Annotated in this window: 18 protein-coding genes and 1 pseudogene; 11 read left to right on the top strand and 8 right to left on the bottom strand. The window is 60.8% G+C overall.

Features of this window, described 5'->3' with window-relative positions:
* Nucleotides 1-14: 14 nt before the first annotated feature.
* Nucleotides 15-968, top strand: coding sequence for an adenosine deaminase (locus FGA82_RS01845; RefSeq protein ID WP_008082147.1), 954 nt, complete (start codon nucleotides 15-17; stop codon nucleotides 966-968).
* A 117-nt stretch (nucleotides 969-1,085) separates the two neighbouring features.
* On the opposite strand, the gene FGA82_RS01840 is transcribed toward FGA82_RS01845, so the two are convergent.
* The 3 genes from FGA82_RS01840 to FGA82_RS01830 form a co-directional block, all read right to left on the bottom strand.
* Nucleotides 1,086-2,468, bottom strand: a complete 1,383-nt coding sequence (locus FGA82_RS01840; RefSeq protein ID WP_141125838.1) for an MFS transporter — start codon at nucleotides 2,466-2,468, stop codon at nucleotides 1,086-1,088.
* A gap of 126 nt (nucleotides 2,469-2,594) precedes the next feature.
* A complete protein-coding gene (locus FGA82_RS01835; protein WP_141125837.1) occupies nucleotides 2,595-3,329 on the bottom strand; it encodes an ArsR/SmtB family transcription factor in 735 nt (244 codons plus the stop codon).
* Between the two features lie 317 nt (nucleotides 3,330-3,646).
* On the bottom strand, nucleotides 3,647-4,576 hold the full coding sequence (locus FGA82_RS01830; RefSeq protein WP_141125836.1) for a LysR family transcriptional regulator: 930 nt from the start codon (nucleotides 4,574-4,576) through the stop codon (nucleotides 3,647-3,649).
* Nucleotides 4,577-4,695: 119 nt separating this feature from the next.
* Here FGA82_RS01830 and FGA82_RS01825 point away from each other — a divergent pair, with 119 nt between their 5' ends.
* From FGA82_RS01825 to FGA82_RS32045, 3 genes are all read left to right on the top strand, one after another.
* Nucleotides 4,696-4,989: a putative quinol monooxygenase gene (locus tag FGA82_RS01825; RefSeq protein WP_141125835.1), complete on the top strand. Its 294-nt coding sequence runs from the start codon at nucleotides 4,696-4,698 to the stop codon at nucleotides 4,987-4,989.
* Between the two features lie 32 nt (nucleotides 4,990-5,021).
* Entirely contained in the window at nucleotides 5,022-6,035 is a 1,014-nt protein-coding gene (locus FGA82_RS01820) for a zinc-binding alcohol dehydrogenase family protein (protein WP_141125834.1), read from the top strand.
* Between the two features lie 153 nt (nucleotides 6,036-6,188).
* Nucleotides 6,189-6,362, top strand: coding sequence for a hypothetical protein (locus tag FGA82_RS32045; protein ID WP_007914687.1), 174 nt, complete (start codon nucleotides 6,189-6,191; stop codon nucleotides 6,360-6,362).
* Between the two features lie 5 nt (nucleotides 6,363-6,367).
* On the opposite strand, the gene FGA82_RS01815 is transcribed toward FGA82_RS32045, so the two are convergent.
* Both FGA82_RS01815 and FGA82_RS01810 read right to left on the bottom strand, forming a co-directional pair.
* Nucleotides 6,368-7,570, bottom strand: coding sequence for a multidrug effflux MFS transporter (locus FGA82_RS01815; RefSeq protein WP_141125833.1), 1,203 nt, complete (start codon nucleotides 7,568-7,570; stop codon nucleotides 6,368-6,370).
* Nucleotides 7,571-7,645: 75 nt separating this feature from the next.
* Nucleotides 7,646-7,855 (bottom strand): cation transporter, encoded by a 210-nt coding sequence (locus tag FGA82_RS01810; protein WP_141125832.1) that lies wholly within the window; start codon nucleotides 7,853-7,855, stop codon nucleotides 7,646-7,648.
* Nucleotides 7,856-8,002: 147 nt separating this feature from the next.
* On the opposite strand from FGA82_RS01810, the gene FGA82_RS01805 reads away from it, so the two are divergent.
* The 3 genes from FGA82_RS01805 to cueR all read left to right on the top strand — a co-directional run bounded on the left by FGA82_RS01805 (nucleotide 8,003) and on the right by cueR (nucleotide 11,353).
* A complete protein-coding gene (locus tag FGA82_RS01805) occupies nucleotides 8,003-8,386 on the top strand; it encodes a hypothetical protein (protein WP_141125831.1) in 384 nt (127 codons plus the stop codon).
* A gap of 163 nt (nucleotides 8,387-8,549) precedes the next feature.
* A complete protein-coding gene (cueA, locus tag FGA82_RS01800) occupies nucleotides 8,550-10,943 on the top strand; it encodes a copper resistance metal-translocating P1-type ATPase CueA (RefSeq protein ID WP_141125830.1) in 2,394 nt (797 codons plus the stop codon).
* A complete protein-coding gene (cueR, locus tag FGA82_RS01795) occupies nucleotides 10,940-11,353 on the top strand; it encodes a Cu(I)-responsive transcriptional regulator (protein WP_095122009.1) in 414 nt (137 codons plus the stop codon). The genes cueA and cueR overlap by 4 nt, the downstream gene beginning before the upstream one ends.
* On the opposite strand, the gene FGA82_RS01790 is transcribed toward cueR, so the two are convergent.
* Both FGA82_RS01790 and FGA82_RS01785 read right to left on the bottom strand, forming a co-directional pair.
* Nucleotides 11,307-12,515, bottom strand: a complete 1,209-nt coding sequence (locus FGA82_RS01790; protein WP_141125829.1) for an MFS transporter — start codon at nucleotides 12,513-12,515, stop codon at nucleotides 11,307-11,309. The two genes, cueR and FGA82_RS01790, sit on opposite strands and share 47 nt — an antisense overlap.
* Before the next feature lie 342 nt (nucleotides 12,516-12,857).
* Complete coding sequence (locus FGA82_RS01785; protein WP_007914672.1) at nucleotides 12,858-13,754, bottom strand: PA4780 family RIO1-like protein kinase; 897 nt, start codon at nucleotides 13,752-13,754, stop codon at nucleotides 12,858-12,860.
* A 447-nt stretch (nucleotides 13,755-14,201) separates the two neighbouring features.
* On the opposite strand from FGA82_RS01785, the pseudogene FGA82_RS32795 reads away from it, so the two are divergent.
* Nucleotides 14,202-15,290: pseudogene (locus tag FGA82_RS32795) on the top strand (cache domain-containing protein); the annotation flags it as partial.
* A 90-nt stretch (nucleotides 15,291-15,380) separates the two neighbouring features.
* A complete protein-coding gene (locus FGA82_RS32790) occupies nucleotides 15,381-16,148 on the top strand; it encodes a methyl-accepting chemotaxis protein (RefSeq protein WP_416221716.1) in 768 nt (255 codons plus the stop codon).
* Nucleotides 16,149-16,412: 264 nt separating this feature from the next.
* On the opposite strand, the gene FGA82_RS01775 is transcribed toward FGA82_RS32790, so the two are convergent.
* Nucleotides 16,413-17,690 (bottom strand): acetyl-CoA C-acetyltransferase, encoded by a 1,278-nt coding sequence (locus FGA82_RS01775; protein WP_141125827.1) that lies wholly within the window; start codon nucleotides 17,688-17,690, stop codon nucleotides 16,413-16,415.
* A gap of 253 nt (nucleotides 17,691-17,943) precedes the next feature.
* Between FGA82_RS01775 and FGA82_RS01770 the strand changes: the two genes are divergently transcribed.
* The gene (locus FGA82_RS01770) at nucleotides 17,944-19,296 is read left to right on the top strand and encodes a 3-oxoacyl-ACP reductase (RefSeq protein ID WP_141125826.1); all 1,353 of its coding nucleotides are present in this window, start codon (nucleotides 17,944-17,946) and stop codon (nucleotides 19,294-19,296) included.
* Nucleotides 19,297-19,298: 2 nt separating this feature from the next.
* Nucleotides 19,299-20,153: a MaoC family dehydratase gene (locus FGA82_RS01765; RefSeq protein ID WP_141125825.1), complete on the top strand. Its 855-nt coding sequence runs from the start codon at nucleotides 19,299-19,301 to the stop codon at nucleotides 20,151-20,153.
* Nucleotides 20,154-20,250 lie beyond the last annotated feature (97 nt).

Here is a 20,250-nt window from a genome sequence, read left to right as displayed (position 1 = left end):
GATGAGAAAAGAATATGTACGACTGGCTCAACGCCTTGCCCAAGGCTGAACTGCACCTGCACCTGGAAGGCTCGCTGGAGCCCGAGCTGCTGTTCGCCCTGGCCGAACGCAACAAGATCGCCCTGCCGTGGAATGACGTGGAAACCCTGCGCAAGGCTTACGCCTTCAACAACCTGCAGGAATTCCTCGACCTGTATTACCAGGGTGCCGACGTGTTGCGCACCTCGCAGGATTTCTACGACCTGACCTGGGCGTACCTGCTGCGCTGCAAAGCACAGAACGTGATTCACACCGAACCGTTCTTCGACCCGCAGACCCACACCGACCGGGGAATCCCGTTTGAAGTAGTGCTCAACGGCATCGCGGCGGCATTGAAGGATGGCGAGCAGCAACTGGGTATCACCAGCGGTTTGATCCTCAGCTTCCTGCGCCACCTCAGTGAAGAAGAAGCCGAGAAAACCCTCGATCAGGCGCTGCCGTTCCGTGACGCGTTTGTCGCGGTCGGTCTGGACAGTTCCGAGATGGGCCACCCGCCAAGCAAGTTTCAGCGCGTGTTCGATCGTGCCCGTCACGAAGGCTTCCTGACCGTCGCTCACGCTGGCGAAGAAGGCCCGCCGGAGTACATCTGGGAAGCCATCGACCTGCTGAAAATCCAGCGTATCGACCATGGCGTGCGCGCCATCGAAGACGAACGTCTGATGCAGCGGATCATCGACGAACAGATCCCGCTGACCGTGTGCCCGTTGTCGAACACCAAACTCTGCGTGTTCGATCACATGTCGCAGCACAACATTCTCGACATGCTCGAGCGTGGCGTGAAGGTCACGGTGAACTCCGATGACCCGGCGTATTTCGGTGGTTACGTGACCGAGAACTTCTACGCGCTGCATGAGCATTTGGGCATGACTCAGGATCAGGCCAAGCGCCTGGCGCAGAACAGCCTGGATGCGCGCCTGGTAAAACCATAAGCAACACCGCAAAACCCTTGTAGGAGTGAGCCTGCTCGCGATAGCGGAGTGTCAGCTAAAAATCTATATCTGACACTCCGCTATCGCGAGCAGGCTCACTCCTACATTGGATCGGTGTTAGCCGATAGATTGGGCTTCAGTCAGCTCTTCCAGGGTTTTCCCCCGCGTCTCCATCCCGAACAACCACACCACCCCCGCCGCAATCGCGAAACATGCTGCCCCCAGCGCGAACACCCCGCCCTGCCCGGTAATCGGGAACACCAGCCCGGTCACCAACGGCCCGAGCAGAGAACCCACGCGGCCAATCGCCGAGGCAAAGCCCGAACCGGTTGCCCGCGCCGACGTCGGATACAGCTCCGGTGTGTAGGTGTAGAGCACCGCCCACATACCGAACAGGAAAAACTGCATCAACAGCCCGGTGCCGATCAGCAGCGCCACGTTGCCGCCAAATACCGCGCTCTGCCCATACAGAAACGCCATCATCCCGCCGCCCAGCAACGTGACGATGCACACCGGTTTGCGCCCCCAACGCTCGACCAGCCACGCCGCCATGAGAAATCCGGGGATCCCGCCCAGGGAAATCAGCACCGTGTAATACACCGACTGCGTCACGGCAAAACCCGATTGTTGCAGCAACGCGCTGAGCCACGACGTCAGACCATAAAATCCCAGCAGCGCAAAGAACCACAGACTCCAGATCATCGTCGTACGCTGGCGATACTGTGGCGACCAGATCTGCTTGAGCGCCGCGAAAAAATCGCCGGGCGGCGTCACGGTGCGCGGCAAACGAATCGGTTCTGGCAACGCGGCACCGCCGAGCGACGAACGTACCCGCGCCTCGATGCCATTCAACACCTTGTCGGCCGCGTCATGCTTACCGGCCTGCTCCAGCCAGCGCGGTGACTCGGGAATGAAAAAGCGGATCGCCAACACAAACACTGCCGGCACTGCCAACACCAGAAAGATGTCGCGCCAGCCAATTAACGGCAGCAGAAAGTAAGACAGTACGCCGGCCGCCACGAAACCGAGCGGCCAGAAACCATCCATCAACGCGATGTAACGCCCGCGTCGTTGCGCCGGAATCAGCTCTGACAGCATCGACTGGGCGATCGGAAACTCCATGCCCATGCCGATCCCCAACAGGATGCGAAACAGCGTCAGCGTCTCGACCGTTTGCGCCGTCGAGCACAGATAACTGGCCACGCCCCACAACACGATGCTCCACTGAAACACCGGTTTGCGCCCGAAGCGATCGGCGAGCATGCCGGACAGCGACGCTCCCAGCACCATGCCGAAAAAACTCGAACTGGCGAGCAGTCCCGCTTGCGCAGTGCTCAGACCGAACTCGGCTTTGATCGAGCCCAGCAGGAACGTCATCATCGCCAGGTCCATGGAGTCGAAGAAAAACGCCAGGGCGATGATGATGAAAATGATCCGGTGATAACCGCTGATGGGCAGTCGTTCCAAACGTTCTGCTGCGCTATAGCCGTGTGTGTCCATGCCGCCTCCCCCATCCGAAATGTCCCCGGATCGAGTGTGCGCGATAGCGACACGGTGTTCGTGCTGGATGCGACCTGTTCGCAGCCGTGGACGACGCCAGAAGTGCTGGCGTCGAATGCGAGTGCTCTACAACGCCATTTCCAGCTCGTTTTCCTTGGCGAAACGATGCAGTTCCCGTTGGCCGGTGGTCGTCAATTGCAAGGCTCTTGAGTCGTTGGGCAGTGTCAGCCAACCGGACTGCATGAACAGCTGCAACAACGCCGCGCCGAGTGAGCCACCCATGTGCGGACGGCGCTCGCTCCAGTCCGGGCAAGCGCACGCCACTTGTACGTTGCGATGAGCCAGCGCCTGAATGAACACGCCGCGCCCGGCCAACAATTTCGCCCCTTTGTGGGTCACCACGACGCGTTGTTCAAGCTGCTCGATCCAGCCGGCATCGAGCAGCCGCTGATACAGATCCGCCGCCAGCGTGCCGCCGAGGTGGTCATCGCAAAAACGCGCACGCAACAACGAGGACGGCGCGGTCTGCGGTTTGGCCATGGGGGTGGTGCGTTTGAATACTTCGGGAATTTCCCTTGGAGCACTGGCGATGGTCGCGCTGGCCAATGCTTCTATCGCGGCCCCGATCTCCGGTGCCGAGAGACGGAAAAAGCGTTTGCGACCACGGACTTCGACCTTCAACAGACCACCCGTGGAAAGCCGCGCCAGATGTGCGCTGGCCGACGACGGCGACAGCCCTGCCAGTAGCGCAAGCTCCTCGGTTTGCCGGGCCGAGCCATCCATCAACGCCCACATCATCGCGCTGCGCTTGGGGTCGGCCAGCAGCGTGGCAATCTGGCTGATGCAAGGTGCATGTTCCATGTGTTCACTCCCTGTTGAATCGTATCGTCTACTGCTCGGAGACATCTTGGCCGGTAATGAGTCATCGGCCAAGACGCGAAAATCGCCATGAACCGGGGCGAGGCAAGCCGCTGACGCAGCCTGCTCCGGCACAGAACCCGCAGCAGTTGCGCGACCGTCACTCGAAGACTGGCGACGCGATGCGTGGGTCTCCGGGCCGGGGTGTCGGTGCTGGCATGAGGCGGCCGCTAGTATAAGCGGGTTAGCTCCCGCGTCCCGCGCCGGGGCCTGCACAGGTGGTGATTGTTCCTGACAGAAATTTCTCTATTTACCTGCGACTAATGATCAACTTCCGAAAAAACGGGAAATTGACTACTCAATTCAGCGCATCGGCTGGCGAGCATTTCCCTCAGAAGGTTCACCGGCTTACTCAATTGGGCGCGATGGGCGCACAGCAAATTCAGCGGTGCGCGCTCACAAAGCAGCTCTGGCAGAAGCACTTTGAGCCGCCCGGCGAGCACATCGGCACCCACGTCCAGCCACGACTTGTAGGCAATTCCAGCGCCGGCCACCGCCCACAGGCGCACAACGTCGGCGTCATCGCTGAAACGGTCACCACTGACGGTCAGACCGACTTCACGTTTACCGTCGTGAAAACTCCAGTGGTCATGAACCCGGCTGCCGAGCATGTACAGCAGGCAGTTGTGCTGGGCCAATTGCTCAAGCTGACGTGGTTCGCCGTGCCGGGACAGATACGCCGGCGAGGCGCACAGCACACGCCGGTTATTCGGGGCGATGGGTAAGGCGACCAGACTTGAGTCTTCCGGCTCGCCATAGCGCAAGGCGACGTCTACCGGTTGCCGAAACAGGTCGGCGATGCGGTCGCCAAGCAGCAAACGCACGGTCAGCTTCGGGTGCTCGCGCTGGAACTCATCGAGCCACGGCAGCAGCAGGTTGCGGCCGAAGTCCGAAGGCGCCGACAACTGCAACACCCCGCTGACCTGATCCTGCCCGCTGGCCAGCAGACGCCGGCCTTCATCGAGGTTGCTCAGTGCCGCACGCGCATATTCAAGAAAGCCTTCGCCCTCGGCCGTCAGGCGCAAACTGCGGGTCGAGCGAGCGAGCAGGCGCGCACCGAGCTGCTGTTCGATTCGCTTCAACGCCGCACTGGCGACGGCTGCAGACATGTCCATGACCCGCGCGGCCGCCGAAAGACTGCCCAGATCCGCCGCCCGGACAAACAACTGCAAGTCGTCAAAACGCAGCATGCTCAGCCTCGATTATCAAAAAAATATTGAAAGAGACTACTCTTTTAGCCGGTTTTATCTTGTAGAGAAATAGCCAATCATCTCTCCATCGCATTCATCCCGCTTCTCTGGAGCCGAGCATGTCCCAGCCGTTCACCGCTATCGCCACCCTGATTGCCAAACCGGGCCAACAGGATCTTCTTGAACAGGGCCTGCGCGCACTGGTTGAACCGAGTCGCGCCGAAGAAGGTTGCAGCCAGTACGACTTGCACCGCGATCTCACCGACCCACAGGTGTTCTATGTGATCGAGCACTGGGCCAGCGAAGCGATTCTTGAGGCGCACAACGCCAGCGCGCATTTCCAGCGCTTCCAGGCCAGCGCCGGCCACAGCATCGAACACTTCCAGCTCAAGCGCCTCGGCGCGATTGCCTGATCCCTTCTGCTATTACCTGTACGGAGCCACTCATGAAAGCCATCGCCTATTACGCGTCCCTGCCGATCAGCGACGCCAAATCCCTGCAAGACATCGAACTGCCAGAGCCGGTCGCCGGCCCGCGCGACCTGCTGGTGGAGGTTAAAGCCATCTCGGTCAACCCGGTCGACACCAAAGTGCGGCAGAACGTGGCGCCGGAAAACGGCGCGGCGAAAGTGCTGGGCTGGGACGTTGCCGGTGTGGTCAAGGCTGTTGGCAGCGACGTGACGTTATTCAAGGCTGGCGACAGAGTCTTTTACGCCGGCTCCATCGCCCGTGCCGGCGGCAACAGCGAACTGCACGTGGTGGATGAGCGCATCGTCGGCCATATGCCGCAATCCCTCGGTTTTGCCGAAGCCGCCGCGCTGCCGCTGACCGCGATCACCGCCTGGGAATTGCTCTTCGAACGTCTGCAAATCCGCGAAAGCAAAACCAATGAAGATCAGCGCCTGCTGATCGTCGGTGCGGCCGGCGGGGTTGGCTCGATCCTCACGCAATTGGCCAAGCAATTGACCGCTCTTAAAGTCATCGGCACTGCGTCCCGCGAGCAGACCCGCGACTGGGTCAAAGAACTGGGCGCCGACCTGGTCATCGATCACAGCCAACCGCTGAGCGAAGAGCTCAAGCGCGCCGGGATCGACAGCGTGACCCACGTTGCCAGCCTGACCCAGACCGACCAGCACCTGGATCAACTGGTCGAGGCGCTGGCGCCGCAAGGCAAACTGGCACTGATCGACGATCCGAAGTCGCTGGACATCAGTAAACTCAAGCGCAAGAGCCTGTCGCTGCACTGGGAGTTCATGTACACCCGCTCGCTGTTCGAAACGCCGGACATGATCGAGCAGCACAAACTGCTCAATCGCGTGGCTGAGCTGATTGATGCCGGGACGTTGAGGACCACGGTGGGCGAGCATTTCGGCACGATCAATGCGGCGAACCTGCGTCGCGCCCATGAGCTGCTGGAAAGTGGCAAAGCCAAGGGGAAAATTGTTTTAGAAGGTTTCTAAGATCAAAGGATCGTAGCCTTCGGCAGCTCCTACAGGGGCTGCCGGAGGTTTTTTGCCGTCAGTCCGATGCTTGACCGTTGTCACAATTGCGATCGTATTCAGGTCTACAATCGAAGCCTCTGCGATACATCTTTTACGCAAGGGAGGTCAGCAATGAAGATCCTGATAAAAGAAGTGGCAAAGTCTCAATGGCAGGTTCGTCTGGACCAACACGCTGTGACATTCCGCAGTGAAGCCGAAGCATTGGCCTTCACCCGCACCCTCGAAGCGCGACTTTGCGCGCCCCATCAGATTCCCGACCGCAGCCAGCAGCGCGCCGCCGGCTGAGGCTTTTATACCTCGGCCTGAGCTTGCGCCAAAGCCCGGGCATTCTGCAGACGGCGGGTGAGCAGCGCCACGCACACCACCAGCAAACCGCACAGGCTGATGACCATGGCCATCGGCACGGCGGTGCCGTCGTGCAACACCCCCACCAGCGCCGAAGCGCCGGCGGCGACACTGAATTGCATGCAGCCGAGCAGCGCCGAAGCACTGCCGGCCCGTGCGCCCTGCCCGTTCATCGCGCAAGCGGCGGCGTTGGGGCTGATGCAACCCAGGCTCGATACGCAGATGAACAGTGGAATCAGCAGCGGCCACAAGGATTCGGTATGCATCGCGCTGACCGCGAGCAGCGTCAGCCCGGCGGCGAAATACACCCACACTGCCCGCGACAGCAGGAACGCCGGACCACGTTTGGCCAACAGCCGTGCATTGACCTGCGCCACCAGAATGAAACCCGCCGCGTTGGTGCCGAACAACCATCCAAAATGCTCGGCCGGGACGCCATACAGTTTGATGAAGATGAACGGCGAGCCGGCGATGTAAGCAAACATCCCGGCAATGGCGATGCCACCGGTCAGGGCATGACCGAGATAAACCCGATCCTTGAGCAGGCGCCCGTACTGACGCAGTGCGCCGGACAACGGCTGGCGCGGCATGTGCGCGGGCATACTTTCCGGCAACCCCAGCGCCACCGCCAATCCGGCCAGCGCACTGAACCCGGTCAGCACCAGGAAGATCGACTGCCAGCCTGTGGTATTGACCAGCAGACCGCCGAGCATCGGCGCCAGAATCGGCGCCAGGCCCATCACCAGCATCAATTGCGAGAAGACTTTCGCCGAACCCACCGCGTCGCATTTGTCACTGACCACGGCCCGGGAAATCACCATCCCCGCACAACCGCCCAATGCCTGGACGAAACGCGCACCGATCAGCCACTCCAGGTTTGGCGCATAAGCGCAGGCCAGGGATGCCAGGGTGAACAGCGTAAGCCCGACGAGCAACGGAATGCGTCGGCCAAAACGATCCGCCACTGGGCCATAGGCCAGTTGGCCGATGGACAAGCCGGCGAAATACGCCGCCAGCGTCATCTGCACGTGTTTCTCGTCGGTGCCGAACGCCAGCGCCATCGAGGGAAATGCGGGTAAATAGAAGTCGATCGCCAAGGGCCCGAAGGCGGTCAAGGCACCGAGAATCAGAATGGTACGGAAGTTCATCAGGCATCCAGGTTGGCAAGTCGGCAGCCCGACAGTCTAGCCGCGCCCGGACGCCTTGAACATTCCGATAGCTCGCTAACTATAAAAACAGGCGAGTTTCACTGCGTAGCCTTCTTCGCTGATGACCTCAATCACCTGCTCGGCGCTCAGCGCACTTTCGACGCCGACCGCTTTCGCGGCCAGGTCGACACGCACGCTGGCCGCCGGATCCCTGGCCTGCACGGCATTGGTGATGGCTTTAACGCAGTGACCACAGGACATGCCTTGAACATTGAACACTTGCATGGAATAACTCCCTTGAGTGAGATTGCCGGCAGTTTCGAGCTTGCCACGATGGCAAGGTCAAGTTCTTGAATAAACTGCCGGGCTGGCAATCGGCGCCGCGCTCGGCCAAGCTGCGTACATCAATGACTCGATTCAGGAGATTCAGCCATGCGCTGGTCAGCTTTCAGCCTGTTTGGCTTTCTCAGTCTCTTTGCCGCAATTCCTACAGTGCAAGCCGCTGGTGAGGATTATGCGGTGCTGATTATTTCCCGCGAGCGTCTGGAAGTGTCGACCTCCTGCGAGATCGGCGTGTACATCCAGGATCAGCTGTCGGCGCGACTGCTGCAGGAGCAAAGCATTTCCTTCAACCTGCCGCCGGGCACTGTTTCGCTGCGCTTGAAGTTGCTGCCGGGACAGGTCGCCGGCTGCAATCCGGGGATGCTCGCGCCAGGGTCGCAGGAGATCAAATTGCATGCCGGTGATGTACTGAAGTATCGGTTGGCGATGAATTCCGAAGGCGTCTACTTGAAGCCTGCGGCTCTCGAATACTGAGTCGCTAGCCAAAAGATCGCAGCCTTCGGCAGCTCCTACAGGGATTGCATTCCAATGTAGGTGCTGCCGAAGGCTGCGATCTTTTGCTTTTGAGATTGGCGCTTGACCTTGCCCGCATGGCAAGGTTGATCCTTGTAGGCATCTACTACAGGGAGTACGACCGATGTCCGATTCCATCACTTTCGATCTGCCGATTGCCGGCATGACTTGCGCCAGTTGCGCCGGGCGTGTCGAGCGGGCCTTGAGCAAAGTCAGCGGCGCCAGTGCCGTCAGCGTCAACCTCGCCACCGAGCAAGCCCGTGTGCAGGCGCCCGGCGACAGCTTGCCGGCGTTGATGGACGCGGTCGAACGTGCCGGGTACAGCGTCCCGCAGCAAACCATCGAGCTGAACATCGAGGGCATGACGTGCGCCTCGTGCGTCGGTCGCGTCGAGCGTGCGCTGAACAAAGTCCTCGGGGTGAAAAGCGTCAGCGTCAACCTCGCCAACGAACGTGCACACCTCGAATTGCTCGGTCAGGTCGACCCACAACGCCTGATCGAGGCCGTCACCAAAGCCGGTTATTCGGCCAGCGTCTGGCAAGCTGAACACCCACAAACCGATAACCAACAGCTGCGGCTGAAACATGAACGCTGGGCGCTGATCTGCGCGATCGCCCTGGCTCTGCCGCTGGTGGCGCCGATGTTGCTGCAACCGTTCGGCATCCACTGGATGCTCCCGGCCTGGGCACAATTTGCCCTCGCCACGCCGGTGCAATTCATTTTCGGTGCACGCTTCTACGTCGCCGCGTGGAAAGCCGTGCGCGCCGGCGCTGGCAATATGGACTTGCTGGTCGCCCTCGGCACCAGCGCCGGTTATGGCCTGAGTCTTTACGAATGGGCCACCGCTGCCGGGCGCATGCCGCACCTGTATTTCGAAGCGTCGGCAGTGGTTATCGCTTTGGTGCTGCTTGGCAAATACCTGGAGAGCCGCGCCAAACGCCAGACTGCCAGCGCCATCCGCGCGCTGGAAGCGTTGCGTCCGGAGCGGGCGATTCAAGTGATCGACGGCCGCGAGCAGGATGTCGCCATCAGCGCGTTGCGCCTGAACGACCTGGTTCTGGTCAAACCCGGCGAACGTTTCCCGGTCGATGGCGAAGTCATCGAAGGCCAGAGTCATGCCGATGAAGCGCTGATCAGTGGCGAAAGTCTGCCGGTGCCGAAACAGCCGGGCGACAAAGTCACCGGCGGCGCGATCAACGGTGAAGGGCGCTTGCTGGTGCGCACTCAGGCGCTCGGTGCGGAAACCGTACTCGCGCGTATCATTCGTCTGGTCGAGGACGCTCAGGCCGCCAAGGCGCCGATCCAGAAACTGGTGGATAAAGTCAGCCAGATCTTCGTGCCGACGGTGTTGCTGATTGCCTTGGTGACACTGATCGGCTGGTGGCTCTACGGCGCGCCAATCGAAACTGCGCTGATCAATGCGGTCGCTGTTCTGGTCATCGCTTGCCCGTGTGCACTGGGTCTTGCGACGCCGACGGCGATAATGGCCGGCACCGGAGTCGCTGCGCGCCACGGCATTTTGATCAAGGACGCCGAAGCACTGGAGCGCGCCCATGAAGTCAGCAGTGTGGTGTTCGACAAGACCGGCACGCTGACCTCTGGCACACCGCGTATTGCCCATTTCAGTGCGGTCGATGGTGATGAAAACCACCTGCTGAGATTGGCCGGCGCACTGCAACGCGGCAGTGAACATCCGCTGGCCAAAGCAGTGCTGGATGCAGCCGCCGAGCGCGGCCTGACGGTGCCCGATGTCAGCGACAGCCAGTCGCTGACCGGTCGTGGCATCGCCGGCAGTCTCGATGGTCGACGTCTGGCGCTGGGCAATCGGCGGATGCTCGAAGAAAGTGCTTTGAGCGCGGGTAACCTCCGCGAATCTGCCCTGGCATGGGAGGCCGAGGGCCGCACCCTGTCGTGGTTAATCGAACAAAGTCCTGAACCGAAAGTACTCGCCTTGTTCGCCTTCGGTGACACCTTGAAACCCGGTGCACTGGAAGCCGTGCAACAACTCGCCGCCCGGGATATCCACAGCCATTTGCTGACCGGCGACAATCGCGGCAGTGCCAAAGTCGTCGCCGAAGCCTTGGGCATCAGCAATGTCCACGCCGAAGTGCTGCCAGCCGACAAAGCCGCGACCGTCACCGAGCTGAAAAAAACCGGTGTAGTCGCCATGGTCGGCGATGGCATCAACGACGCTCCGGCCCTCGCCGCTGCCGACATCGGCATCGCCATGGGCGGCGGCACCGACGTGGCCATGCACGCGGCGGGCATCACCTTGATGCGCGGCGATCCACGGCTGGTGCCAGCGGCGCTGGAAATCAGCCGCAAGACTTATGCAAAGATCCGTCAGAACCTGTTCTGGGCCTTCGTCTACAACCTGATCGGCATTCCGCTGGCAGCCTTCGGCTTCCTCAATCCGGTGCTGGCCGGTGCGGCCATGGCGCTGTCGAGCGTCAGTGTGGTGAGCAATGCGCTACTGTTGAAAACCTGGAAACCCAAAGACCTGGAGGAGCACCGATGAACATCGGTCAAGCTGCCAAACACAGTGGCCTGAGCGCGAAAATGATCCGCTATTACGAGTCGATCGGCCTGCTCAAGGCAGCGCATCGCACCGATAGCGGTTACCGGGTCTATGGCGACGATGACCTGCATACGCTGGCATTTATCAAGCGCTCGCGGGACCTGGGCTTTTCGCTGGAAGAGGTCGGCAAACTGCTGACCCTCTGGCAGGATCGCCAACGGGCCAGCGCCGATGTGAAGGCCTTGGCGCGCCAGCACATCGACGAGTTGAATCAGAAGATCCGCGAGCTCGGCGAGTTGCGCGACACCCTGCAAGACCTCGTCGAGCACTGCAACGGCGACCACCGCCCCGACTGCCCGATCCTCAAGGAACTGGCCTCGGGCTGCTGCGCGCAACCCGCCCGCGCTTGAGCGCCAACAGCCTCACCGTGAGCAACGTGCCGAGGGGAATGCCGTGGAACAGCATGACCACGGCCCCCGGCGTCCACCACGCGTAGAACGGCGCGGCGATCAGCATGCCGATGCCGAACCCGGTCATTTGCAGCAAGGTCAGCACGCTGAAAATCGGCAGACGCAACTGCTCGGGTTCGCGTTGCAGTCGCGACATCAGCCCGACTTCGGAAAAACCGTCTCCCAACCCCGCCGGCAAGGAAAACAGCAGCAGACCGTAGAGGCTGTGTTGCTGGAACATCAGGATAAAGCCGCAGGACATCAGCGCCACGCCGAAGAAAAACCGTCGCTCCAGATGAATGTTGTCCGAGCCCTTGAGACGGCTGGCGATTCGCGCACCCAGCAGTTTGCCGCTGGCCCACACCGCGAGCATCAGACCCAACGTGGTGCTTGCTGACTCCGGCGTGAGCAGTTTCGAGACGATCGGAAAGCCAACGTTGTGTGCGGCACTGCCCAAGGTGTCGGCCATCGTCACCGCAAGCATCGCGGCAATCACAGGCGTAGCACGCAAACCTTGCTGGAGCGCTGACCATTCGCCGCGTTCGGTTTCCTCGTTGGCTGTTGCAGGTTCAAAACGCAGCGGCACTATCAACAATGCTGCCAGCAGGTAGGTCAGCGCATTCAGGGCGAACACCGTTTCAAAACCAAACCCCGCGACCAGCAAACCTGAAACCAGACTGCCACCGACCATTGCGGCGGATGACGCCGAGGTGATCCAGGCGTTGGCCTTGAGCAATTGATCAGCGGGGATCAGACGCGGCAACTGGCTGTTGAGGCCGATGGCAAACATCGAGTTGCCCAGGCCCAGACCGAAGGCAATCACCGGCAACAGCATGGCTTGCTGGCTGACGGGCACGATCAACAGCAAACCGAGCACGCTAGCGCGCAGCAGATCAAACGCGATCAGCGGTGCGCGTCCGCTGCATCGACGGTAAAACGCGGTGCCAATCAGACTGGCAAAGATCCCCCCGCCCACACGACTGGCGAGGAAAATCCCGACGCTCATGGCGCTGTTGCTCAGCAGGTAGACGTAGGTGGCCAGCGCGACCATGTTGAGGAAGGCGCCGAAATCGGAGATCAATCGGGCCGTGACGATCAGGTGGGTGTTGCGCGGGGTGGTCACATTCAGTCCTTGAGTGTGGTTGGAGCGGTGGACAGTAGACGCGAAATTGCGTTGATCCGAAAGTGCCCCTCACCCTAACCCTCTCCCAGAGGGAGAGGGGACTGATTGGGGGATGCTGCGGAGGTGCGCCGACCTGATAGTGCTTTACCGAATCCTTAATCGACGGTGTTTCACTCAGATGTTTTGCCCATTCCATAATCGACGAGGTATTTCAGGTCGATGTATAACGCCAGACACCTCGGTCGGCTCCCTCTCCCTGAGGGAGAGGGCTGGGGTGAGGGGCTTCTAGGGATTCTGATTCAAACAAAAAACCCGGCCGAAGCCGGGTTTCTCGTCAAGCAATCACTGCATCCACGGTGGCGGCGGTGGTTCGTCGGACTTGCCTTTCGGCTCGTCGTCCGCCGCACGGATCGCCTGCTTGCGTTCCTCGTCGAGGCGCGCTGCTTCGATCTCGCGCAACACCCCGCCAACATCGGCCAGGTCTTCCGGATCATCGAACTCACCGGTCAGCACACTGTTCGGGTGCAAGGTGCCGGCTTCGTACAACGCCCACATTTCCTTGGCGTACTTGGTCAGTTTCAATTCCGGTGCAAAGCGACCGAAGTACGAAGCCATGTTGCCGACATCGCGCTCCAGCATGCTGAACGCGTGGTTGTTGCCGGCAGCATCGACGGCCTGCGGCAGGTCGATGATGACCGGGCCGGTCGGCGTCAGCAGCACGTTGAACTCCGAGAGGTCACCGTGCACCAGACCGGTACACAACATCAGCACGATCTGCGAAATCAGGAACGCGTGATACTCGCGCGCCTGATCCGGCTCCAGCACCACGTCGTTCAGACGAGGCGCGGCATCGCCGAATTCGTCGGCGACCAGTTCCATCAACAGCACGCCGTCGAGGAAATCGTACGGCTTGGGCACCCGCACGCCAGCACCGGCCAGACGGAACAGCGCCGCCACTTCGGCGTTCTGCCAGGCATCTTCGGTCTCTTTGCGACCGAACTTGGAGCCCTTCGCCATCGCCCGTGCCTGTCGGCTATTACGAACCTTGCGGCCTTCCTGATACTCGGCCGCCTGGCGGAAACTGCGTTTGTTCGCCTCCTTGTAGACCTTTGCGCAACGTAACTGATTGCCGCAGCGCACCACATAAACAGCTGCTTCTTTACCACTCATCAGTGGGCGCAGCACTTCGTCGACCAGACCGTCCTCGATCAGGGGTTCAATGCGTTTTGGAGTCTTCATCAGCTTTTATTGTGGGTCCTTTATTACCAAACACGCGAATGTCACTCGTTATACGGCAATCCTCGCATCACGGGGAGGGGTTGCCGACCTGTGAACGTTGAGAATGCACACACTGTGCCGGATTAAACAGGGCCAACTCTGCGCTCGCGCATCGACCGTGGGGAATCATAGCCGAGGCCGTTGTACTTGTTGGTACATGTCTTCAAGGGCATTTGCGACAGAATCTGACATCCGGCTGTTAACCCTTCGGAAGATTTTTGCAAAGTCGCCTCAATTTCCCTGTTTTGCAGCCGAAGCCCTCAATGACAGAGGGATTTGTCCGACAATCGTTCAAAAACAATCAGCGATGCCGCACTCAGGGAAGCGGGTGATTCACAACGTTTTCGGCTGCCAATAAACCACAAGTCATCTGCACTGCGTGGGCCTACAAGAAAATCTGGAGCGCGGATGAACATCAAACAGAAATTGACGTGGGCGTTTGCAATCATCGCCTGCTTGCCGGTGGTTCTGGTCGCGACCCTGGTGGTGATGAACTTGCGCAGTGATGCCCGGGACAGCTTTGTCGACAGCAGCGGTCGCGAGATCCGTCAGGTCAGCAATGCCATGCAGCTGTTTTTTGACGGCATCAGCCAGAACGTCGACTACCTGGCGTCGCAACCGCTGATCAAAAACACCGACGACAGCCTCAAGACTTACATGAGCGGCAACGCCGAATCCATCCCGCAGGGCGAGATGGACAAAAAGGTCTTCGCGTTCCTCCAGGATCTGGGCAACGCCCACCCGGCTTACGCCTACGCCATCGTCGGCACCGCTGCCGGCGGATATGTGTCGTGGCCGGACGACCCCAAACTCAACAACTACGACCCGCGTCAGCGACCGTGGTACAAGGCCGCACAGGCCAAACCGGGCAAGCCGTTCCGTACCGCCGCTTATTACTGGGCGCAGGACGATGCAACCTACGTCAGCACCGTGCGCACCATCGACAACAAACTCGGCAGCAATGGCGGCGTGGTCAGCATTGACGTGACGCTCAAGCAGCTCACCGAGATCGTCAAGCAGATCAAACTGGGCGAAACCGGCTACCTGATGCTTCTGGAAAACAGCGGCACGGTGCTGGTCGATCCGAAGCAGCCGGAACACAACTTCAAGCCGCTGGACAGCCTCGGCGAAGGCTATGCACAACTGGCCAAGGCCGGCAAAGGTCTGGTGGAGGTCGAGCTTAACGGTGAGCGCTATATGGCCAACGTCTGGCCGTCGGAGCAATTGGGCTGGACCTTCGTCGGCCTGATCAAGCAGAGCGATGTAATGAGCGCCGCCACGCAACTGACCTGGCTGATCGCGATCATCGCCGCCGTGCTGGCCGTGCTGTTCGCCGTAGTCGGCGCCAGTTTTGCCAGCTTGATCGTACGCCCGATCCGCAGCGTTGCCAGTGGTCTGGAAGGCATCGCTCAGGGTGAAGGCGACCTGACCAAAAACCTCGACATCCGTGGCAACGATGAAACCGCGCAACTGGCCAACTGGTTCAATCAGTTCCTCACCGCGATCCGTAGCCTGATCCAGCACATCGGCGGCGCCGCCGGGAAAATCCTCGCGACCTCGCAGAGCTCGACCCGAGTCTCGAGCGACATGGCCGAAGCGGCCGGGCGTCAGCGCGAAGCCGTCGACATGGTCTCGACCGCCTTCCACGAAATGGTCGCCACTGCCAATGAAGTCGCACGCTCGTGCAGCCAGGCGGCAGACTCCGCCGACAGCGGTCAGCGTCAGGCCCGCCAAGGTCAGCAGCAGATTGATGCGGCGGTAAACAGCGTCGACCAATTGAGCCAGGAGCTGGAGCAATCGGCGCAGTCGATGCAGCAACTGGAGCGCGACAGCAACGATATCCAGTCGATCCTCGGCACCATTCGTTCCATCGCCGAGCAGACCAACCTGCTGGCGCTCAACGCCGCCATCGAAGCAGCGCGCGCCGGTGAGCAGGGCCGCGGTTTTGCTGTGGTCGCCGATGAGGTGCGCGCACTGGCCAAACGCACGGCGGATTCGACGGCAGAGATCGATGGTCTGCTCGGCAATCTGGCCAAGCGCACCAGCCAGGTCACGCAACAGATGCATGCCAGCCTGCAGGTGTCGCAGCAGTCGGTAACGCGCATCGGCGAGGCGCGCGAGAGTTTCGGGCAGATCCGCGAGTCGGTGGATGTGATCCGTGACATGAACACGCAGATCGCCACCGCCGCTGAAGAACAGCATCAAGTGGCTGAGGACATCAATCGCCACATCAGCCAGATTCACGGGGATGCGCAGTTGGTGGCGGAACTGGCCAACTCGGCGCGTCTGGATTCGCAGAGTCTGGCGGGATTGTCGAATGAGCTGGATGGGTTGGTCAGACGGTTTCGTACCTGAACCTCAACAGCCACCCTCATCGGAACGCCGCCCGCCCAGCCCTCTCCCACAGGGAGAGGGGGTTGACCGAGGTGTCTGGCGTTATGCATCGACCTGAAATACCGCGTCGATTATGGATTGGGGCTCAACATCTGACTGAAACCCCGTCGATTTTGGATTCTGTAAAGCAAGATCAGGTCGGTGTAACTCTGAAGCATCCCCCAATCAGTCCCCTCTCCCTTTGGGCGGTCCGACGTTTCGGGAGGGTTAGGGTGAGGGGCTCTTTTAGCGTTCAATGATGGCGGTGACGCCTTGGCCCCCAGCGGCGCAAATCGAGATCAGCCCCCTGCCCTTCCCCGCCGCGTCCAGCAACTTCGCCAGGTTCGCGACGATGCGCCCACCGGTCGCCGCAAACGGATGCCCGGCCGCGAGCGAACTGCCCTTCACATTGAGTCGACTGCGATCGATAGAGCCCAACGGCGCGTCAAGGCCCAAACGGGTTTTGCAGTATTCGGGATCCTCCCAGGCCTTCAATGTGCATAGCACCTGCGCCGCAAACGCTTCATGAATTTCGTAGTAGTCAAAATCCTGCAGGGTCAGGCCATTACGCGCCAGCAGCCGTGGCACGGCATACACCGGCGCCATCAACAGGCCTTCCGCACCGTTGACGAAATCTACCGCCGCCGCCTCACCATCGCGCAGATAAGCCAGGATCGGCAAGCCGCGCTCTTTCGCCCACTCTTCACTGCCGAGCAGCACCACAGACGCACCATCGGTGAGCGGTGTGGAGTTGCCCGCCGTCAGCGTGCCTTTGGCGCTTTTTTCAAACGCCGGTTTCAGCGTCGCGAGTTTTTCCAGGGTCAGGTCCGGGCGCAGGTTGTTGTCACGGGTCAGGCCAAGGAACGGCGTCATCAAATCGTTGTGCCAGCCTTCGCTGTAGGACGCAGCCAGCTTGTGGTGACTTTCGAGAGCCAGCTGATCCTGCTCTTCACGCGGGATGTGCCAAGTCTGCGCCATCAGCTCACAGTGCTGGCCCATCGACAGGCCCGTGCGCGGTTCGCCATTGCGCGGAAATTCCGGGATCAGGTGTTGCGGCCGCAGTTGCAGAAAGGTTTTCAGCTTGTCGCCGGTGGTCTTGGCGCGGTTGGCTTGCAGGAGAATTTTACGCAGGCCCTCGCTGACACTGATCGGCGCATCCGAGGTGGTGTCGACGCCGCCAGCAATGCCGCTCTCGATCTGACCGAGGGCGATCTTGTTCGCCACCAGGATCGCCGCTTCCAGGCCGGTGCCGCAGGCTTGCTGAATATCGTAGGCGGGCGTCGCCGGTGACAGGCGCGAGCCGAGCACGCATTCACGGGTCAGGTTCATATCTCGTGACAATTTCAGCACCGCGCCCGCCACCACTTCGCCAATGCGCTGGCCGTGCAGGTTGTAGCGTTCGATCAGGCCTTCAAGGGCGGCCGTGAGCATCGCCTGATTACTGGCCGTGGCGTACGGCCCGTTGGAACGGGCGAAGGGAATGCGGTTACCGCCAATGATCGCGACGCGGCGCAGCTGACTCATGAATGACTCCTTAGAAAATTTCGGATTGAAACAATCCCTGTGGGAGCGAGCTTGCTCGCGAAGAGCGCGGCACATTCACCAATTTTTCTGACTGATACGACGCCTTCGCGAGCAAGCTCGCTCCCACAGGGTCCGCGCATATCTGCAAGACCTGCTAAACCTCAGTGTCTAGCGTAGGCCTTATTGCGTGGATCGAACGATTGATTGCCATCGACAGTCCACACTTTGAACCCCAATTTCTGGAGAGCGTTCCATGTCTGACCGCTATATCGACTTCGCTAACTCGTCCATCGGCCATCGTCTGGTCGGGGCGCTGGGTCTGCCGTCGCCGGTGCGACTGGAGCGTTGGCAGGCCGGGCGCCTGCGACCGGTCGAAGGTGCACTCCTGATCGGCGGCGGGCCGCTGGCCGAACGCGTCAACGCTTTCGCCAACCGTTTGACCGAGAGTATCTACCGCTACGGCGAGCAACCGGCGAGCGCCACCGAATGGATTCCCGGCCACGGCCCGAAACTCAAAGCTGTGGTATTCGACGCCAGTGAATTACTGCACACCGACCAGCTCAAACAGCTGCGCGAATTCTTCCAGCCGTTGATGAAGAATCTTGAGCACAGCGCCCATCTGGTAATTCTTGGTCGTGCGCCGGAAACCCTGACTGACCCGTTTGCCGCGAGTGCGCAACGAGCGCTGGAAGGGTTTTCCCGTTCGCTGGCCAAAGAGCTGCGCAGCGGCGGCACGCTGCAACTGATCTACGTCGGCGAAGGTGCTGAAGATCAACTGGAAGGTCCGCTGCGGTTTTTCCTCTCGCCGAAAAGCGCGTTCGTGTCCGGACAAGTCATTCGCCTCACAGCTTGTGCGACGCCAGTGACTGACTGGACGCGGCCACTGGCCGGGCGCAAGGCGCTGGTCACCGGTGCTGCACGCGGCATCGGTGCGTCCATTGCCGAAACGCTGGCCCGTGATGGCGCCGACGTGATCCTGCTCGATGTTCCCCCAGCGAAAACCGATCTGGAAGCCCTCGCCGCGCGCCTCGGCGGTCGTGCGATTACCCTCGATATCTGCGCCGAAGACGCCGCCGCGCAACTGGTTGAACAGTTGCCTGACGGCCTCGATATTCTGGTGCACAACGCCGGCATCACCCGCGACAAAACCCTGGCCAATATGACCCCGGAATTCTGGGACGCTGTGCTGGCGGTCAACCTCAATGCCCCGCAAGTGCTGACCAAAGCCCTGCTCGACAGCGGCACGCTGCACGATGACGCGCGGGTGATTCTTTTGGCCTCGATCAGCGGCATCGCCGGCAACCGTGGGCAGACCAACTACGCCGCGAGCAAGGCCGGGCTGATCGGTCTGGCGCAGGCCTGGGCACCCACACTGCTGGCACGCGGCATCAGCATCAACGCCGTCGCCCCCGGTTTTATCGAAACGCAGATGACAGCACACATTCCGTTCGGCCTGCGCGAGGCCGGGCGGCGCATGAGTTCGCTCGGTCAGGGCGGCTTGCCGCAAGACGTCGCCGAAGCGGTCGCGTGGCTGGCGCAACCGGGCACCGGCGCATTTACCGGGCAAGCGCTGCGGGTCTGTGGACAAAGTGTTCTGGGGGCTTAGGCATGAGCATCGAATGGCACACGCTGGATCGTGAACCGAGTCTGCCCGGGCTGTACGCACGGGCGGCGACTCGTCGCAAAATCACCGGCACACACTTGCCTGACGGCGGCTTGCGCTGCTGGGTCGATGTCGATGGCAAGCGTCTGGCGGCCTATCGCAAGGTGTGCGGATTCGTCGATGACGCTCTGCTGCCGCCGACGTATCCGCACATCCTCGCCTTCGCCTTGCAGATGCAATTGCTCACCGCCAGGGAGTTTCCGTTTCCTCTGTTGGGGTTGATCCATCTGAGCAATCGCATTCGCGTGTTGCGACCGATGGGCGGGATCGGTCGAGCGCAAGTGAGCGTGCGTGTGACAAATCTGCAAGCGCATCCCAAAGGTGCAACGTTCGATCTGCTGACCACGCTGGATGACCAGCTCGGGCCGTTGTGGGAAGCCGAAAGCCAGATGCTCTGTCGGGGTGTGAAGCTTGAGGGCGAGGCTGTCGAGCAAACCTGGGAGCCATCGCAATCATTGGTGGAGGTGGCGCGCTGGAAAGCCCCGGCCGATATCGGTCGGCAATACGCCAAAGTCTCCGGAGACTACAACCCGATCCACTTGAGCGCGGCGAGTGCAAGGCTGTTTGGCTTTCCAACAGCCATCGCCCATGGTCTGTGGAACAAGGCACGCACACTCGCGGCGCTGAGCGATCATTTGCCCAAGGCCAACCTCGAGATCGCCGTGCACTTTCGCAAACCGGTGCGCCTGCCCAGTGAAGTGACGCTGCTGGCGAGCGCGGCGGGGTCCAGTGGTGAGTTGCGCCTGGTCGGTGCACAAGAGCTGGAACACATGGTCGGGCAGTGGCAACCCATTGCCTGAGCACGCGCGACACCGTTAATTGTGTGTATATAACTTAAGTTTTTGCCGCCCTTCCCCCCTTCGCCGAAAAATCCCGGGCCTTGATTATCAAGGCCTT

This window comes from Pseudomonas fluorescens (genome assembly GCF_005938625.1).
In the GTDB taxonomy this organism is placed as follows: Bacteria; Pseudomonadota; Gammaproteobacteria; order Pseudomonadales; family Pseudomonadaceae; genus Aquipseudomonas; species Aquipseudomonas fluorescens_BD.
This window is presented reverse-complemented; position numbering and strand designations above follow the sequence as displayed.